Origin of the sequence: Pigmentiphaga sp. NML030171 (assembly GCF_002188635.1) — a bacterium.
Lineage (GTDB): Bacteria > Pseudomonadota > Gammaproteobacteria > Burkholderiales > Burkholderiaceae_B > Pigmentiphaga > Pigmentiphaga daeguensis.
In genome coordinates, this window is sequence record NZ_NINX01000007.1 from 1 (window position 1) to 16,370 (window position 16,370).

A 16,370-nucleotide genomic window follows, 5' to 3' on the forward strand; every position below is an offset into this window, starting at 1 on the left:
CTGTTCCGCCAGCCTCACCGCCTCGCGCTTGAACTCGTCCGTGAAATGTCTTCTGTTTCGTGCCATCGCTTCGCTCTCCAGGCATGATCATGCCATCTGATCTGTCCGGAGTAACGGGGCAAGCCCAGACAGCATGATCGACGGTATTCCGGGCTGTGGTGCGCGTCGAGATTTTGAGCGCTACATCTTGTTTGTCGCCTCATCATTCCCTAAACTGTTCCCTCAGCGCCCCGACTTTTGAGAAGGTCCAATATCCATGCTGGTTTACGCCCCTTTTGGGATCGTGCCCCAGCCACCACGAATTTGATGCCCAGCCTTTTGGCTGGGCATTTTCATTTGTGCAGCAGACTTTGACGAAAGCCTAACCACACGTCCCAAGTCGTCCCGCTACTTTCACGTTTGCCCGAACCTTGGGTTGTACCAGCTATCGCCAACGCGTCATGTAACCAACGTGATATATAAAGAACGGCAAGCGGCATACAAAAAAACCTGAGGAAGAGGCATGGCGCTACGCTTTCGGCGGTCCATCAAACTGGCACCCGGCGTCCGCATGAATGTCAGTGGATCCGGCGTGAGTTGGACGCTCGGGCCTCGCGGCGCGACGGTTGGCATCGGCAAGCGAGGCACCCGTTTGAATACGAGCTTCATGGGGCTTTCTTCCAGCCAAATCCTTTCTCGCCCTCTTCCCCGTCCCCGACAAGCCGCGCCACCTGCACTGTCCGCACCAACCCGGTCTATCCCGTTGACTTGCTCGGTGGACGACGACGGCGTCCTATCCTTCCAGGACGAGCACGGTAACACTCTGGACGATGCCCTGGTCGAGATTGCCAAGAAGCAAAATCGCGCTGCGGTCCTCGGGCTTATTCAACGCAAATGCGACCAGATCAACGGGGAATTGGACGGGTTGGCGACCATTCATCTTCACACGCCTTCTCCCCATACGCCTCCGCGCTTCCACCCTGAATCCTATTCGGAGCCGACGCCGACGGCGCCGATGCCGCCTCGGCCACGTTGGTGGGAAAAGTTTCTGTCCAAACGCTTGGCGAAGCTGGACGCGCTTTACCAGCAGGCGCTTGCCGAGCACCAGGTCCGAGTAGAGTCCTGGCAAAGGGAAAAGGCTAAACACGAACAGGAGCAGGCAGCTAAGCAGCGCTTGATCGAGGAAGGCATCTATACCGATACGGTAGCGATGGAGTGCTGGCTGGAGGCGAATCTTCAAGAGATCGCTTGGCCACGTGAAACCTTGGTCGCCTTGGAAATTGCCGACGAAGGGCGCCATATTTTATTGGACGTAGACTTGCCGGAAATCGAGGACATGCCCGCTAAGCTCGCGGCTGTACCGACCCGTGGTTTGAGGCTTTCAGTTAAAGAGCTACCCTCTGCTCAGGTCCGCAAGCGCTATATGGCGCATGTTCACGGCATCGCTTTTCGGTTGATCGGCGAAACCTTCGCGGCTCTGCCAATCGTCCAGCGCATCACGCTATCAGGTTTCTCCCAGCGCAATGACCCTGCCACGGGACAGCTCCGGAACGATTATCTATATTCGGTCTTGGTGGATAGAGAGGCATGGTCGCATATCGATTTCGCACAACTCACCGCGATTGACGTCGTAGAAGCCCTGGGTAGATTCGAATTGCGACGACAGATGAGCAAAACGGGCATTTTCAAACCGATCGAACCGCTTTGATTTATCCCAGCATTCCTTGTGGAATGAGAGCTTTGCCATTCCGTGGCCGATTGGGAGAGAGCAATGAAAGTACACGGTCAATGCCATTGCGGCGCGATCCGCTACGAGGCCGAGGTCCAGCCTGGATCGATGCGGGTTTGTCATTGTTTGGACTGCCAGATCATGTCGGGTTCGGCGTTCCGCACGAACATTCCCGCGCCGGCCGAGACGTTCCGGTTGCTGCAAGGCAAGCCGCGCCACTATGTGAAGACCGCCGACAGCGGCGCGCAGCGGGTCACCGGTTTTTGCGAGCAGTGCGGCACGCAACTCTACGCGACCGATCCGGGTACGCCGAAGCGCTATTCGCTGCGGGTCGGCACCCTGGCGCAGCGCGACCAGGTGGGCGGTCCGCAGGCGCAGATCTGGACGCGCCGCCGTGTCGGCTGGATGCCGCCGCTCGAAGGCGTTGATGAGGTCGACGGGCAGCCGTAGCCGTGCCGTTAGGCTGAATTTTCCCGCGCTTCGGTGCCTTGGGGGGCAAGGTTCAGGTGGACTCGTCCGAATCAAGCCGCAGCAGCCGTCTGGCATTACCACTCTCGATCGCCCTGCGGTCTTCCGGTAACAGTTCGAGCCTATCCATCTGCTCCACCGCATGCCGCAACGGGAACCGGTCGTAGTCGCTGCCGAACAGGATCTGGCTGACGGGGACCCGGCTCATGAGTAGCGCCATCTGTTCCGGCGAGTAGGCCTGCGCGCACTCGAAGTACAAGTGGCGGAACTCCGCCGTGATGCCTTCGGGAAACAGTTCGGCCTGGCGGCCGATCCCGGCACCCTGTACCTGGTCCGGCCAGACCACAACGTCGCGGCGCGCTGGAAACGACCGGACCTTCGCCGCGTGCGGGAGCCAGTGAACCGCCTCGTTCTGAAGGAGACGGTGAACCGCGAGCCGACCTTGCCGCGGCCGGCGCTCAGCGCGACGGAGCGGGTGTACAACAGTTTGGGCGAACTGCTGGACCGCACGCAGAACAAGCTGGAAATACTGACGGCCCTGGCGCTGCGGCTAGGCGTGGACTTGAGTGACGCCGAGGCTTTCGAGCGGGCGGTGCAGGCGATAGAGGCCGCGCAGGAGGCGCGGCAGCATGCGATGCCGCAGGCCGACGAGGCCATCGGCATTCCGGTCAACGGATTGGACGCCTTGCCTTGAAGGCCCCGGGTCGCGAGTCGCTGCTGCGCACGCAGGAGCGCCTTGGCGGCGGGCGTGTCGGTGCTCGACCCCACTTATCATATCCATCGACTGTCGTGATCCGAAGGGAATCCGGCTGGAACTTCCCTGGCCTAAGATCGATTGTCGCTACCTCGAGCAGACCGTCGGCAGGCGCATGTCAAGTTGCGGCAATGGGCGTTGCGTGACAAAACGCCGTTGCATACCGCATATGCGCAGCCTGGACCCGGTACGGCATGAAGTAAAGTGGAGAACCTGCTTGATCGATGTCACTGTGAAGTAATGGCGCCAGCTCGATGAAACGCATGATGCCCTAAAGCGCAGTCAGGTCGATGTTCTCACCATGTCGGCTGAAGTGGCACAAAGTCAACGTGGTCATCGGGTTTCCTGTCGATCGACGGCTGGTACCCGAAATCGAAGCTCTCCAGTCCTTTGATGAACGGGAGCTTGGGCCAACGAGGTCCGCATGGTGAGCATATAGATGAGCTGGTGCTGCGTCACTTGGCGCTGCAGCCACCGCCCAAACGCGTTCGGTGGAAAGGCCTTTGCCTGTCGAAAGAAGGTGCAGCCGAAAACGGGCTAAGTAGCAGTCGAGAGGTAGATGAGGAAACGCGTCTACCTTGATTTGTTGCCTCAACCCGCACCGAGAGAATTTCTTGATTGGGCGGCAGGGTTTTTCCCCGCTCTTGGAAGGTGGGGAAAACCCGAGACATCGATTGTTACAAAATGCGTAAAATTGCCTCGCCAAATGCGCCGATAGCGCAGGGGGGCGGGGATGCCAACTACATCGGACCGCAAAGACCGTGGCCGGAAGCCGGTTCGTACGTTCGCCGACTACCAAGCCATGGTCGAACGAACCGACGAGCGCAAGAAGGTCATCGTATCCCTACTTGGTTTGGCTGGCGAGCTCGGGGACCTCAATTCGACCTTCAAGAAACTGGTGCTGCAACGTGACAGCCAAACGCTTCGCGGAGACCTTCGAGAGGAAATCGGCGACATCCTCTGGTATCTGACCAGCCTTGCCGTCCTCCATAAAATTCCTCTGCAAGAGGTGGCACGAGAGAGCGCGCGCAAGGCGGAACGACTTTATTCGCAGGGCGAGGTGAACCGTTTCGACGACGGCTTTGATCACGAAGAGCGCCTGCCACGGCAGTTCAGCGTCACGTTCTCGGAGAAGCGAAACGGCAAGCAATTGTTGGTTCGCATTATGGTCAGCGGCGTTATCGTCGGCGACACCCTAACCGACAACGCCCATAAGGGGGATGGCTACCGATATCACGACGTATTCCATTTAGCCTACGCCGCGGTACTTGGCTGGTCTCCGGTGGTCCGGCGTCTCTTGCGGCGCAAGCGTAGGAGTGACCCGCGCATCGACGAAATTGAAGACGGTGGCCGTGCGGTAGTGGTCGAAGAGGCTATCTCTGCGCTCGTCTTTAACGAAGCGCCGCAGCGAGCCTGGTACAGCGAAGAGAGTTCAGTCGACATCGGCCTGCTCAAGACCATCATTCGCCTTACCGCTGGATTGGAAGTCCATCGCTGTACTGCGAAACAGTGGAAGGCCGCTATCCTACAGGGCTACTCGGCGTTCAAGCAGTTGAAGGATCACTGCGGTGGTCGCATTGATGTGGACCTCGACCGGCAGACCTTGACCTATCACCCGCCACAAACCGTCGAGGATTCGTAGTGATTGCGCACAACGTTGTCGGCATCACGCCGCTGGACGCCTGGCGCGAGGGTGTTCAAACCCTTCTCACCAGGGGCGAGTTCTTTAACCTTTTCACGACTGTCGAACAGCCGGCCGCGTTCGACCTTTCGTGGCTTCAGACTCATTCGCCGCGACGAAGGGGAAGTGGCCGCGATGATCTGCGGGAGGTCATCAAGACCATCTTCCCGTATGATCTCGCACAACGCACGACGGATCGGCAGGATCTCTACAACGAATACTTGCGTTGCCATGATCGAGCAATGAGGTTCGTTCGCAACCGTGGAACATGGGGGACGTATTTCGAGCGGCTCGTGCGCTTCCCCGGACATCCCGAGACCAATCAACTTGAAACTGTTATCGGCAAGCTCTGCACTTGGCCAAGACGAAGCGGGACCAGCTTGGTATTTCATCTGTCGACACCGGTCTGCGATACTCCCCGTACTCGCGGAGGGCCATGTTGGCACTTCGGTGAAATAATCTGGCACCCGGGCAACCGTCTTGATTTGGTGGTGGTCTATCGCAACCACGATTTCTTCAACAAGGCTCTCGGTAACTTTATTGGCCTAGGCCAGCTTCTTAATTTCATATGTGCCGCCTCGGGCAAGACGCCCGGGCGCTTGTTGTGCCACTCGGTGCACGCCTACAACGGTGGCGGGACTGAAGCACTGCGTGCCTTGGCGGCTTGAACGATGATGGCGACTAGGCAACAGTTTGTTGACCTTGTACGTCGCGTGAAGGCGTGCAAGCGGTGCCCGCGCATGGCAGATAGCGCGCGCGTTTTCGGCGCAGGATGTGGTTCGCTCAGCGCCAAGGTGATGTTCATCGGCGAAGCCCCTGGGCGACTCGGAGCCGATGCTTCGGAGCTTCCGTTTCACGGCGATAAGTCCGGCCACAACTTCGAGTCGCTGCTGGAGCAAGTGGGGCTGAGCCGCTACGATGCCTTTGTGACCAACGCCGTGTTGTGCAATCCGAAGGACGAGAATGGTAATAACGCTACGCCCACGCCATCAGAGGTGGCCAACTGCGCCTCATTCCTGAAAGAGCAACTGGATCTTGTGGACGCTCCTGTGGTTGTGACATTGGGCGCGGTTGCCTTGCGGGCTGCTGCACTTGTCACGGCTCATACACTTACGCTCAAAGATAGCGTGCGGAAGGTCCATCTCTGGGCCGGGCGCCAACTTATTCCGGCCTACCACCCGGGCCAGCGTGCCATGGTCCATCGCAGCTTTGCCAACCAACTGGCGGACTACCAGTTCATTGCTGAGGCTGTGCGTCGAGGCAGTGGTGGTTCCGCGCGGCGGAAACCATCAACCAAGCTAAGCCGGGCGTCGGAGAAAGTTGGTGCCGCTGCCCGGGTACTACTCGAGGAAAGCGGCGAGCTGAGTTACTTCGCCCTGCACAAGCTATTGTTCATGGCCGAGGTTCGGCATCTCGAAGCTTCTTCGGAGCGCCTCACGGAGGGCTACTATGTGCGACAGAAAGATGGACCCTACTGCGTCGAGCTTCATGCCAGTCGGCTGACTGCGCTCATTCCGGGCTGCTTCACTCGCACTGTCGGCAGGCAACTGATGGTGTCGCTCCGTCAGGATGTCCTGTTTGGCGTTACATCGCAAGCCGATATACTCCCCCCGGCTGCAAGACGCATCTTGTCGGAGGTGGCGGGCAAGTACGGCCACCTGCCGGCCGGGAAGCTAAAGACCGCGATTTATTTGACGGCTCCCATGCGTGAAGTAATGCGCAAAGAGAAGACGCTAAGGATGAACCTGTTCAACAGCGCGGTGCTTCCACCACCTTGAGCCACCAAGCCGAAATAGGCGCGAAAGCAAATGGCCTACTGGTCTGTAATGTATCTGGTTGAACCGCCTATGCCCACAATATGACGCCTCCAATCTTGTCGAGGCGCTGCGTATGGTGTCGAGCACGCCGAACATTTAGATGTTCACCTATGAGGAAGTCGCCGAGCGCGTTCGCTGCGTTCAAGAGGTTCGAGCCAGACGGTGCGGCGGAATGCGGTCCGTAAGCTCGTTGAGTTAATTCTTGCGTAAGACCGAAATTCCGCCTGGGGAACACCGGTACAGCGTCCAACACCGCGGCATTATGCAATACGGCATTTGTTACCGGCTTGCCGAGGTCGCACTGCCGCTGAGCGACGATAACCATATCCAGGGGCTACTGCGCCGGATGGCGAGCAACATCATGCTGCCCGCCGATCGTAAGCAGTTTTAGGCAAGGGTGCATTGTAGGAGATCGTGCTGCTGGCTCATTTTGCCAAAGCCTGAATTGCCGCCCGATTTGAGGACCTGTTGGACATCGTGGCTACGTCAGACGACGAAGACTATCCGTTCGCTTGCAATAAGGTGTGGATCGAGAACGGCGTCAAAGCTCACATCCGCAAAGCAGGTCAGCAACACTGACTCTGCAAGCATTCTTCGATCTCTTCCCAGCACCAAGATTTTCCAGCAATGCCAGCGGTGCTTTGAAACCGGCATAAAGCCTTGGCTCTGCAAGGTTCGTGTACGTGCAGGGCGTTGCACCAGGAAGCGCGTCAATAACGACAGCCGTCGAACTTTCACCCTATCTTCGCAGCGGAGCGAGCAGGTCGGACAGGAAGTCGAGCAACGCCCGGGTCTTGGCAGGCAACAACTGGGAGGTCGTCACTGCGTAGACAGGCAGGCTGGTGGCGCTCCAATCGGAAAGCACGGGAACCAGCCGGCCAGCCTCGACTTCGGGAATGGCGAAAACGTCGGCCATGACGGCAATGCCATTTCCCGCCACGGCCAGATTGCGGATGAAGCCCACGTTATTGGCTGCCGCGCGACCCCGTACTTCGACTTCCACGGAGCGTCGAGAGGCCCGCAACGTCCAACGCCGCTCGATCTGGTCGGAACCCCGTTCGCTGCGAAGCACGCACTGGTGCTTCGTCAGGTCCTGCGGGTTGCGCGGATGACCGAAGCGGGCAAGGTAGTCGGGAGAGGCATACAGCCGCCTGGGCAAGTCGCCCAGGCGCCGGATGACAAGCGATGAATCGGGAAGCTCTCCCATGCGCACCGTGACGTCATACCGCTCCGCAAGCGGATCCATCCACTTGGGAGTGAAGTGCAGGTCCAGCGTGACGTCGGGGTACCGATCGAGAAATTCCCGCACCTTGTCTGCGGTGAGGCGGACCGTGAAATCGATGGGAGCCGCGATGCGCAAGGGGCCATTGGGCCGGGACGGCGCCGTCTGCGCCAGCTGCGTTGCCATGGCGATTTCATTCATCCCCCGGCTGCATTGTTCGAAGTAGCGCTGTCCCTCTTCCGTCAGCACCAGCGTCCGGGTGGTGCGATTGATCAATTTGATGCCCAGCTCTTTCTCCAGCGCGGCAATGCTGCGGGAGGTAGACGACTTCGGCATTTCCAGCGCGTTCGCCGCCGCCGTGAAGCTGCCCGTTTTCGCGACCTCGAGGAAAACGCGGACGTGATGAATCAGGTGGGGTTTCATGACGATCTTGATTGTTCCTTGTTGGGAACAATGTTATCCGGAAAAGCTATTTGTGGAACGAACCGGCCTCAATAGAATGGCTGCGGCGTAACGATCCGGTGCCTGTACGGCCTTGAGAGATCACCGCCCAAGAACAAGGAGACAGCATGTTCGAAGAGCAACTTGTCCGCGTACTGGCGATTTCCGCCTTGCTGGGCTTGATGGGGATAGCGGGTTGCGGAGGAGACGGCAGTGCGCCGGCCGCCGCGCCGGCAGAGACTTTCGCGGCCGCCACCAGCTGTGAAAGCCTCCGGAGCCTTCGGCTTCAGAACGTCGAGATCACCGCCGCCCAGGCCGTGCCTGCGGGGACTTACCAACCGGCTGGAAGCACCTCGGCTTTCGGCAACCTTCCCGCATTCTGCAGGGTGACCGCCAGTCTGGCGCCGGTACCGGGGTCCAGGATCGGCGTCGAGCTATGGCTGCCCGCTGCGTCGTGGAATGGCCGGTACCAGCAGTTGGGGCAGAACGGCTGGGGCACGGCGTTCTCATCCTACTGGGGCTCGATGGCGCCTCATCTCCGGAACGGCTACGCCATCGCCATCACCGACGGAGGGCACGCCGCGACCGCCGTCACCGATGCCACGTGGGCGATCGGCTTTCCGGAGCGCATCGTTGATTTCGCGTATCGCGCCACGCATGAGACGGCGGTCGCGTCCAAGGCGATCATCAAGGGGTTCTATGGGAAGTCCGCGGTCTACTCCTATTTCAATGGCGCTTCGACCGGGGGCAGAGATGGCCTGATGTCGGCGCAGAAATTCCCGACGGACTTCAATGGCGTGCTTGCCGGCTCGGCGCTGATCAACTGGACCCGCGTGGCGACGCAGAAGCTCTACGCGAGTCAACAGTTGCTGAAGGCCGGGATCCAGGGCGCGGCGGGCGCCTCCTTGCTGGATCTGGCAAGGAAATCGGCCATCGCCGCGTGCGATGCCGACGACGGCATTTCCGACGGCATCTTGCGGGATCCGCGCTCCTGCCGATGGGATCCTCACGCGCTTCTGTGCCATGCCGGCCAAGACTCATCGAGCTGCCTGACCAGCCTGCAAGCCGATGCGCTGACGACAGTCCTGTCCCCGTTGCGCGACCCGGTCACGCTCGAATATCTGTACCCGGGGTACCTGCATGGGTTCGAAAACGACTGGACAGGGTTTGGCTACGTGAATGGCACGCCTGCACACGCGGCCACGGTCTACAAGATCGCGCTGGGGCAGCCCGATTGGGATGCTTCCACGTTCGACGTTCACTCTGACCTGCCCCTGGTCGAGGCCACGCTCGGCTTCATGAACGCCGACCAGCAGGCTGACTTGAGCGCGTTCAGGCAGGCCGGGGGCAAGCTCATCCAGTATCACGGCTGGCAAGACGCGGTGACGATGCCGGAACGCATCGTCCAGTACTACGAGGAGGTCCGGAACCGCACGACAGGTGGCGACCTTGCCGCGGAGCAAAGCTTCTATCGCCTGTTCATGATGTCAGGGGTCGGGCACGGAGGCGCCGGCGAAGGTGCGTGGCACTTCGGGGCGATTGCGCAGCAGGCCGTGGCGGGCGATGCCGAACATGACGCCGTCCTGGCACTGCGCAATTGGGTGGAGAAGGGTGCCGCGCCAGAAAAATTCGTTGCGACGAAGTTCCAGGACGGCGACGTCACCAAGCCGGTGATGTTGCAGCGCCTGATGTGTCCGTACCCCCGTCAGGCTGTCTACAGGGGCAGTGGCGAAACGCAGTCGGCCGACAGCTTCTACTGCGGCTAGACCGGGGATCGTCCGTATTCATCAACTTTTCAGGGCATAGGCAAATGATAAAGAGACGAACATTCCTGGGCATGTCCTCGCTGTTGGCCGTCCCGCTGATCTCGCGCGCGAATGATTACCCGCGGATGCCGATCAACCTGGTGACCCCGCTCGCGGCGGGGGATGCCGCGGACCGCGCGGCGCGCCTGATCGGGCAGGAACTCTCGAAGTTGCTGGGCGTTGCCGTCACGGTCATGAACCGCCCGGGCGCCGGCGGTTCGCTGGGGACCCAAGCCGTCATCCGGGCGCCCAAGGATGGATATACCTTGCTCTACGCACAGAACAGCCCGCTGACCATCCGGCGCGTGATCGATCCCGAGGCGGCCAACTACGATCCATTGACGGACCTGACGCCACTGGCGCTGACGACCAGAAGCCCGTCGGTACTGGTGGTCCATAAAGACGCGCCTTTCAAGACCATCAAGGAAATGGTCGACCTCGCACGACAGCGTTCCGGCGGCATCAACATCGGGAATGCCGGACCCGGATCCGTCGGCGAGATAAGCGTCCAGTTGATGAATGCGGCGGTGGGCGCGCCGTTGAACTCGGTGAACTACAAGGGCGCGGCGCCCGCCGTGACCGACCTGCTCGGCGGCTACATCGATGCGGTGATCCTTGCGCTGGGCGCCGTAAGCGCCCATATCCGCAGCGGATCGTTGCGCGCTTTGGCGATCTCGTCGCCGTTCCCGGATTTCCCCGCCATCCCGACGCTGCGCAAGCTCGGATACAACGCCGATCTCCTGGGCGTATGGTTCGGCTTTTTCATGCCCGCCGGCGTTCCCGGGCACGTCATCGACACCTTGCTTCCCGCGCTGGAACAGGCGGCACGCAGCCCCGCCATCTCGGCGCAATTGCTTCCATCGGGCATGACGCAGGAATGGGGATCCCGCCAGGCGCTGGCCGAGGAAATTGCCACCGAGTATCGATCCATCAAGGAGCTGCTCGGTCCCACTTCAAAGAACGGAAAATGAAGGATCAGTGATGTCGAAAAGCATTCAGGTAGCCATTGTGGGTGGTGGCATCGGCGGGCTCGCCGCCGCAGTGGCGTTGTCTCATCGGGGAATCCGGGTCGCGGTCTATGAACAGTCGAGCGTGCTGCGGGAAGTCGGCGCAGGCCTCTTTGTCTATCCCAACAGCCTGAGGCAGCTCGAGCGGATCGGCCTGGGCGAAGCCCTGGCCCGGGTCGGCGCCAGGGTGGGCCAGGGGTCGGAGTATTACCGCATGGACGGTTCGGTCGTCGGCAAGATACTGACCACCGACTCGAGCGGCTGGAACGGGATGTATGGCATGCATCGCGCCGATCTCCTGAAGGTATTGGAGGATGCGATGCCCGCGGGGTCCATACATACCGGTCATCGGTGCATCGGCTTCAGCCAGGATGAAGCGGGGGCAAGCCTGACCTTCGACAACGGCCACGTCGCGCGTGCGGACGTCGTGATCGGGGCCGATGGCATCAATTCGGTCTTGCAGAAATACGTCGTGGAACCGTCGGCCCCTGAATACGCGGGATTCCGGGCATACCGGGGCTTGATCTCCTCTGACCGGATTCCCGAATGGAGACGGGAGGCACACCAGGTCTGGATGGGGGACGGCAAGCATTTCATGGTGTTCCCGGTCCGCCGAGGCGAAATGGTGAACTACGTCGGCTTCGTCCCGACAACGAGCGAGACGGTGGAATCCTGGTCCGCCGTTGGCGACCGCGATGAGCTCGCCGCGTCATTCGCCGGCTGGGACCCGCGCGTGACCGGATTGCTCGCCAAGGTCGAAACGTGTTTCTGGTGGGGACTGTTCGACCGCAAGCCGCTCGAGAAATGGGTGAACGGACGCCTGGCATTGCTTGGCGATGCGGCTCATCCGATGCTTCCCCACCTGGGGCAAGGCGCGAACCAGGCCATCGAAGATGGAACGGCCCTGGCGGTCCTGCTGCAAGGATGCGCCGATGGCGACTCGGTTCACGACGCGCTGAAGCGCTATGAGGCGCTGCGGCGGCCCCGTACCGCCATGGTGCAGGCGGAAGCCCGGAAGAATGGCTTGCGCTACGACTCCAAGTACGCGGATCTCGGACAGCGCGACCGGGAGATCGCCAACTCTTCGACGTTGCGCAAGTCGCTGTATGACTACGATATCGAGAAGGAGGCCATCGAGCTGCTCCGCCTCGGCCCTGTTTCTGCGTAGGCTCCGATCCTCGCCCGGGTCAGCCGCCCCGTACGAATTTAGCAGGCCTATTCGAGCATTAAGAAATGGTCGCTTGGTGGCCGGGGCTTCGCGCCATAGCATGGCTCATCACTATGTTGGCGCGAATCTGAAGCATGGTCGGGAACTCGTTCGGCTGTACCGTCATGGCGACGATGGCGGTGAAGAATGTACTGGTCCGCCTGTTGCCCCGCCTGGAGGAAGCGGCCGGGCGAGCCGTGACGCTGCGTATGGGCACCATAGCCGGCCTCCAGTCGGAAATCGAATGGGGCGCGGAATTCGACGTGGCGACCTGGATCAACGGGGCTTGCCGGGGGTAAGCGTGCTGACGACCGAGTTCCGCGATGCCTTTGCCAAGCAATGCGCGGCAATTGGTTTCGAAGGGGCGTCGCTTTACGTGCCGCACCCCATGCAGAACCGCACGACCGTGGAGCTGCATCGACTCGCGGAAGAGTCGTTCGAAAGCATTCTTGCAAGCCTGACCGCCAGCGCCGAGCAGGCGTGCGTATCCGCATCCGGCGCCTAAGGCCGCGTACAGGCGGGCGCGGGGTCGGCCCTTGCTCGCCGGCGCGCTCCTGCCTTGCGCCGCCAGACCAGGACGCCCGTCGCGCTCAGCATGGCGACCATCAGCCCAACGACCGTAACGAGCGCTTGAAGCGGCCAACCCCACCGCGCAGCCATGTGCAGGCCGGCCAGCCAACTGGTGATCGTGTCGCCGCTGGCGGCGCCGGTGGGAAACCAGGACAGGCGAAGCTCGCCCGTGTTGCCATCGAAGGCGACGACGGTACGGCCCACGCGTTCGCGCACGTCCAGGCTGCTGCGCACGTAGTAGCTGAACAGCGCGCGCCGCGGATCGTAGTACAGCAGGTCTTCGCGCTGGATGGAGAATCCCTTCGCCGACGCTTGTTCTTCCATCAACCTCCGGCCGGTCTCCAGGGCTTGTTGCCAGCTAAGACCGGGCTGGTCCTGGGGCGCCGTCAGTGTCGGCTGCGAACGCGTATCGGCCTGGAACGACAGGCCGCCGCGTGCCATGACCGCATCGTAGGCCGGTGTCAGGTTGAACGCCACGCTGCTCCACGCGAATACGAAGAGCATGGCCCAGATCCACAGGCCGCCCGCCCGATGCAGGTCGAACGTGAGTTTGTAGCTGCCGCCTTGCCAGCGTACCCACCACGCAGGCATCCATCGCCGCAGCCAGGATTTGCCGGCCATTCCGCCGGCCCGCCGCGGCGAGGCCGAAGCGGCCGGCAGGGTCAGCCACAGGCCGACGAAGCAGTCCACCGTCCAGAGCAGCGCCGCGGCGCCCAGCATCAGCGTGCCCGCCAGGCCCAGCGCCAGCGAATGGTGCAGGCGATAGATGAAGGGCATGACGTACCGGGCGCCAGGTGCGGCCTGCCCCAGGACACGGTCGCCGAGCACCTGGCCGGTATAGGGCTGGACCAGCACCTGCGCCACCGGCGGGACAGGCTTGCCGGTATCGTCAGGACCGGGCGCGACAAAGAAGACCGCCGAGCGGCCTGGAGGTTGGCTCAACGGTACATGGTTGACCCGCCGGTGCGGATACGCCTGCGCCACCCGTGCGCGCAGCGCCAGGGCATCCAGCGGCTGCGCGGCGCCGGGAGACGGGTGCGCCGTCAACAGCCGTGGTGCGAGCAAGGCATCCAGCTCGTCGTACCAGGCCAGCAGCGCACCGGTCAGGCCCGCGACCAGCAGGAAGCCCGCGGCCACCAGTCCGATCCAGCGGTGCAGCCGCGCGATTGCCGGCCGTAAGCGCATGCCGGGCTCAGAAGTCGATCGTGGCCGAGAGGTAGACCGTGCGCGGCGCCGACAGGACGATGCCGCCGGATCCCGCGCTTCCTTCCCAGTAGCTGCTGTTGGCCAGGTTCAGCACGTTCGCGCGCAGGGTGACGGGGTACCCGAGCGCCCGCGTCCGGTAGCGCGCGCCGGCGTCCCAGCGGGTCCAGCCGGGCAGCCGCAGGGTGTTGGCCGCATTGACGTATTGCTTGCCGGTGGCGAGCACGCGCGTGGTCAGCGTCAGGCCGGGCAGGAAGGGGGCGTCCCACTCCAGGCCGACGTTGGCGATCCAGCGCGGCGCCACGATGGCGTCCTTGCCGTCGTTGGTACCGCCCTGCGTGCGCATCTGCTTGGCCTGCAGGTAGGTCATGCCCCCCAGCAGCCGCACGCCGCGCGCCAGTTCGCCGAAGGCGCTGAGTTCCATCCCCCGGTTGCGCTGTTCCCCGTCCATCACGTAGCGATAGGCCAGCGGCGTGCTGCCGGGCACGGTGATCGCGTTGGGCTGCTTGAGCTCGAAGAGGGATACGGTGCCGATCACCCGTCCGAAGTCGATCTTGGCGCCCAGTTCCTTCTGCTTGGTCTTGACCGGCGGAAAGGTCTCTCCGCTGTTCTCGGCATCGGCCGGTGCGGTGGCGCCGGGGCTCAGCCCTTCGATGTAGTTGGCATACAGCGAGACGTGGTTCCAGGGCTTGACCACCAGGCCGACAGCGGGCGAGTTGACCGTGCGTTCGTAGCCGGAAGTGCGCGGATTCACGGGCGCGGTGGCGGCATAGTTGTCCACGCTGATCTTCTGCCGGCGCACGCCCAGAATGAGCCGCACCGCATCGTCGTTCCAGGAAATGCTGTCCGAGATGCCCACCGACGACAACTGCGTTTCCGAGGCCTTGCGGGTATCCAGAAAGCCCGCGAACGGCGCGCCGGCTTGCAGCGGGTCCGGGATCCTGGCGGGGTTGTACAGGTTGGAGGCGGTACCCGCCCATTGTGCAAATCCGTAACCGGCCGTGGTGTCCAGCGAGGATGCCGCCACGTTGATTTCGTGCAGGGCGTTCAGCGCCTCGAACTTCATCCGGGCGCCCGCCAGGAACGATTTGGACTTGGATGTTTCCGGATAGTTGACGGGCGAAGTGGCAAGATCACCCGCCGGGTTGAGGATGCGAGACTCGGTGCGGTAGTTGCTGTGGCGGTGGTCGCGCGCGCCAGCGGCGCCGTAGACCATGAGCGACGACGACACGTCGAACTCCACTTGCGCGACCTGGTAGTCGTCCACATACTTGCGCCGTTCCCAGTCCTGGGCGAAGCGCGCGCCGGTCTTCGGCGCGGCGGGCACGGCCGTGAGCGCGGGCGCCAGGCGATAGCCCACGGACGCGGCGCGCGCGTCGTCGGACTGGTATCCGAGATCCAGCGAGGCGCGAAGCCGCTCGCCCCGGTAGTCCAGGCCCAGCGACGCCGCGCCCAGCTTGACCGATTGTCCCGACGTCGCGGTGTCTCCGCTGCGATAGACGCCATTGGCCCGCACGCCGAACTGATTCTGTTCGCCGAATCGCCGGCCCAGGTCCACATGCGTTCCCCACAGCGAATCAGAGGCATAGCTGCCCGTCAGCCGCGTGATGGGCGCGTCGGTCGCGCGCTTGGGTACCACGTTGATGGCTCCGCCCACTCCACCGCTGGGGGCCATGCCTGTCAACAGCGCGCTGGGACCCTTGAGCACCTCCACGCGTTCTACCGTTTCCAGCGACAGCGTGCCATAGGGCAGGACGCCGTACAGGCCATTGAGAGAGATATCGCGGTTGCCCAGTCCGAAGCCGCGCAGGAAGAAGTTGTCGCCGCCGCCCACGCTGGTATTGCGCCCGCGCGAACTCATGCGCACGGCGGGGTCGTTGTCCAGGACATCGGCCAGGGTGGCTGACTGCTGGTTCTGCATCAGTTCGCTGGTGTAGCTTGCCACATTGAAGGGCGTGTCCATCACGTCCTGATTGCCCAGCAGGCCCAGCCGGCCGCCGCGCGCGACCTGTCCGCCGGCGTACGGCGGCGGAAGTTCGGCTTCGGATTCGCCGCGCGCCGTCACGGTGATGGTCGGCAGCATCGTATCGCTGGTCGATGGCAGGAGCGGCGCGGCGCGCAGGACATAGCCACCGCCGGCCGTGGTCACGGCTTCCAGCCCCGAGCCGGCCAGCAGATGCGCCAGGCCGTCGCGCACGCCGAAATTGCCCGACAGGCCCCGGCTGGTCTTGCCGGCGGTGAGCGAGCCGTCGATCGACAGCGTGATACCCGCGGCGGCGGCGAAGCGATTGAGTGCCTGGTCCAGCGTGCCCGAGGGAATCTCGTGCCGAAGTACCGCATCGCCTTGCGCCGCGGCCTGGGCCCGGGTCGCGGCGGGCAGTGCCAGGGTGCCCGCCGCCAGGCAGAGCATCAGCGCCGCGCGCGCCAGCGGCGTGCGCGGGCAAGAGGGCGGGGTATGGGGTCGGCTGCGGTGGCGCGGATGCATGG

Annotated in this window: 16 protein-coding genes; 12 read left to right on the forward strand and 4 right to left on the reverse strand. The window is 62.5% G+C overall.

Features of this window, described 5'->3' with window-relative positions:
* Positions 1-502: 502 nt before the first annotated feature.
* Both CDO46_RS00835 and CDO46_RS00840 read left to right on the forward strand, forming a co-directional pair.
* A complete protein-coding gene (locus CDO46_RS00835; RefSeq protein ID WP_087836681.1) occupies positions 503-1,687 on the forward strand; it encodes a DUF4236 domain-containing protein in 1,185 nt (394 codons plus the stop codon).
* A 63-nt stretch (positions 1,688-1,750) separates the two neighbouring features.
* Positions 1,751-2,158: a GFA family protein gene (locus tag CDO46_RS00840; protein ID WP_087836682.1), complete on the forward strand. Its 408-nt coding sequence runs from the start codon at positions 1,751-1,753 to the stop codon at positions 2,156-2,158.
* Positions 2,159-2,210: 52 nt separating this feature from the next.
* Here the strand turns inward: CDO46_RS00840 and CDO46_RS00845 are convergent, their stop codons facing one another.
* Complete coding sequence (locus tag CDO46_RS00845; protein WP_132980475.1) at positions 2,211-2,435, reverse strand: amidohydrolase family protein; 225 nt, start codon at positions 2,433-2,435, stop codon at positions 2,211-2,213.
* Between CDO46_RS00845 and CDO46_RS00850 the strand changes: the two genes are divergently transcribed.
* From CDO46_RS00850 to CDO46_RS00865, 5 genes are all read left to right on the forward strand, one after another.
* Positions 2,436-2,870, forward strand: a complete 435-nt coding sequence (locus tag CDO46_RS00850) for a hypothetical protein (protein WP_132980476.1) — start codon at positions 2,436-2,438, stop codon at positions 2,868-2,870. It abuts the gene before it with no gap.
* A gap of 862 nt (positions 2,871-3,732) precedes the next feature.
* Entirely contained in the window at positions 3,733-4,572 is an 840-nt protein-coding gene (locus tag CDO46_RS00855; RefSeq protein WP_243724653.1) for a MazG nucleotide pyrophosphohydrolase domain-containing protein, read from the forward strand.
* A complete protein-coding gene (locus CDO46_RS27835; protein ID WP_132980477.1) occupies positions 4,572-5,279 on the forward strand; it encodes a hypothetical protein in 708 nt (235 codons plus the stop codon). The genes CDO46_RS00855 and CDO46_RS27835 overlap by 1 nt, the downstream gene beginning before the upstream one ends.
* Before the next feature lie 72 nt (positions 5,280-5,351).
* The gene (locus CDO46_RS00860) at positions 5,352-6,389 is read left to right on the forward strand and encodes a uracil-DNA glycosylase family protein (RefSeq protein ID WP_243724654.1); all 1,038 of its coding nucleotides are present in this window, start codon (positions 5,352-5,354) and stop codon (positions 6,387-6,389) included.
* Positions 6,390-6,630: 241 nt separating this feature from the next.
* Positions 6,631-6,819 carry a hypothetical protein gene (locus CDO46_RS00865; RefSeq protein WP_087836687.1) on the forward strand — a complete coding sequence of 63 codons (189 nt, stop codon included), beginning with the start codon at positions 6,631-6,633 and terminating at the stop codon, positions 6,817-6,819.
* Between the two features lie 348 nt (positions 6,820-7,167).
* On the opposite strand, the gene CDO46_RS00870 is transcribed toward CDO46_RS00865, so the two are convergent.
* Positions 7,168-8,073: a LysR family transcriptional regulator gene (locus tag CDO46_RS00870; RefSeq protein ID WP_087836688.1), complete on the reverse strand. Its 906-nt coding sequence runs from the start codon at positions 8,071-8,073 to the stop codon at positions 7,168-7,170.
* A gap of 146 nt (positions 8,074-8,219) precedes the next feature.
* Here CDO46_RS00870 and CDO46_RS00875 point away from each other — a divergent pair, with 146 nt between their 5' ends.
* The 5 genes from CDO46_RS00875 to CDO46_RS00895 all read left to right on the forward strand — a co-directional run bounded on the left by CDO46_RS00875 (position 8,220) and on the right by CDO46_RS00895 (position 12,615).
* Positions 8,220-9,857 carry a tannase/feruloyl esterase family alpha/beta hydrolase gene (locus CDO46_RS00875; RefSeq protein ID WP_087836689.1) on the forward strand — a complete coding sequence of 546 codons (1,638 nt, stop codon included), beginning with the start codon at positions 8,220-8,222 and terminating at the stop codon, positions 9,855-9,857.
* A 71-nt stretch (positions 9,858-9,928) separates the two neighbouring features.
* Complete coding sequence (locus CDO46_RS00880) at positions 9,929-10,867, forward strand: tripartite tricarboxylate transporter substrate binding protein (protein WP_165963301.1); 939 nt, start codon at positions 9,929-9,931, stop codon at positions 10,865-10,867.
* A 10-nt stretch (positions 10,868-10,877) separates the two neighbouring features.
* Positions 10,878-12,071, forward strand: coding sequence for an FAD-dependent monooxygenase (locus tag CDO46_RS00885; protein WP_087836691.1), 1,194 nt, complete (start codon positions 10,878-10,880; stop codon positions 12,069-12,071).
* Between the two features lie 134 nt (positions 12,072-12,205).
* Entirely contained in the window at positions 12,206-12,409 is a 204-nt protein-coding gene (locus CDO46_RS00890; protein ID WP_087836692.1) for a hypothetical protein, read from the forward strand.
* A 2-nt stretch (positions 12,410-12,411) separates the two neighbouring features.
* A complete protein-coding gene (locus tag CDO46_RS00895) occupies positions 12,412-12,615 on the forward strand; it encodes a hypothetical protein (RefSeq protein ID WP_087836693.1) in 204 nt (67 codons plus the stop codon).
* Here CDO46_RS00895 and CDO46_RS00900 read toward each other — a convergent pair.
* On the reverse strand, positions 12,612-13,865 hold the full coding sequence (locus tag CDO46_RS00900; protein ID WP_087836694.1) for a PepSY domain-containing protein: 1,254 nt from the start codon (positions 13,863-13,865) through the stop codon (positions 12,612-12,614). The genes CDO46_RS00895 and CDO46_RS00900 overlap by 4 nt on opposite strands.
* A gap of 7 nt (positions 13,866-13,872) precedes the next feature.
* Entirely contained in the window at positions 13,873-16,368 is a 2,496-nt protein-coding gene (locus CDO46_RS00905) for a TonB-dependent receptor (RefSeq protein WP_087836695.1), read from the reverse strand.
* Positions 16,369-16,370 lie beyond the last annotated feature (2 nt).